Consider the following 1,303-nt stretch of genomic DNA (forward strand, 5'->3'; position numbering starts at 1 on the left):
GGGAGTTTCCCAAACTTTGTGTAACTGCTTATAATCCACTAACAGGAGAATAAGCAATGACTACTCAATCTGACATTAAAAAACTAGCCGAGCAAATGGCTGGTAGCATGAAAAGCTTTGATGACATCAAAGACTTCCAAAAGCAGCTCATGCAATCCTTTATTGATACTGCCTTAGAGGCTGAGATGGAAGAGCATCTCGGCTACCCTAAACATGAGAAGGCAGACAAGCCCAATAAGCGCAACGGCCACACTAAAAAGACCGTCCGCAGTGACACAGGCGATCTTGAGATATCCACCCCAAGAGACCGCGGTGGCAGCTTTGAGCCTGTGCTGGTCAGTAAGCATCAAACCCGTATCAGTGGCCTTGATGATAAAATAATCATGTTTTATGCCAAGGGTCAAACCACCACTGAAATTGTCGAAACCATCAAAGACATCTACGACGTTGATATATCAAGCTCTCTTGTCTCAAGAGTCACGGATAACCTCTTAGATGACATCACCGCATGGCAGAACAGGCCACTGAGCAGCATCTATCCTATCGTCTATTTGGACTGCATCGTCGTGAAGATACGTCAAGACAAGCAGATCATCAACAAGGCTATCTATCTAGCGCTAGGTGTTGCTCTTAACGGTAAAAAAGAGCTGCTTGGTATGTGGTTATCAGAGAATGAGGGCGCTAAGTTCTGGCTGGGCGTTCTCACTGAGCTACAAGACCGCGGAGTACAAGACATCTTAATCGCTTGTGTCGACGGCTTAAAGGGCTTCCCCGATGCTATCAACACCGTTTATCCCAACGCTCAGGTTCAGCTGTGTATCGTGCATATGGTGCGTTACTCCATGAAGTTTGTACCATGGACGGATAAAAAGGCCGTAGCGGCTGATTTAAAAGCCATCTACGGTGCTGATACGCTTGAGATAGCAGAGGCTAACCTTGAACACTTTGATGAGACTTGGGGCACAGAGTACCCGCATGTGGTCAAGTCTTGGCGCAATAACTGGGAGGGCTTAACGGTGTTCTTTGAGTATCCTAAAGACATCAGAAAAGCGGTTTATACCACCAATGCGATAGAGTCGCTAAACAGTGTGATTCGGACGGCGGTGAATAAGCGTAAGGTGTTCCCCTCTGATCAGGCTGCATTTAAAGTGGTCTATTTAGCAACTCAGCAGGCATCCAAAAAGTGGTCTATGCCCATTCGTAACTGGACGTCTGCTTTAAATCGCTTTATGATTATGTTTGATGATCGTATTAGTAAGCATTTAATCTAAATGGCAGTTACACAGAATTTGGGATGGTCTCT

At 45.7% G+C, this 1,303-nt stretch carries 1 protein-coding gene; it reads left to right on the forward strand.

The window, feature by feature from the left end; translation table 11 throughout:
• Window positions 1-56: 56 nt before the first annotated feature.
• Entirely contained in the window at window positions 57-1,271 is a 1,215-nt protein-coding gene (locus tag ACT3S4_RS14300; protein WP_287045459.1) for an IS256 family transposase, read from the forward strand.
• The last annotated feature ends 32 nt before the right edge of the window (window positions 1,272-1,303 follow it).

Source organism: Psychrobacter sp. AOP30-A2-5 (assembly GCF_052378115.1).
In the GTDB taxonomy this organism is placed as follows: Bacteria; Pseudomonadota; Gammaproteobacteria; order Pseudomonadales; family Moraxellaceae; genus Psychrobacter.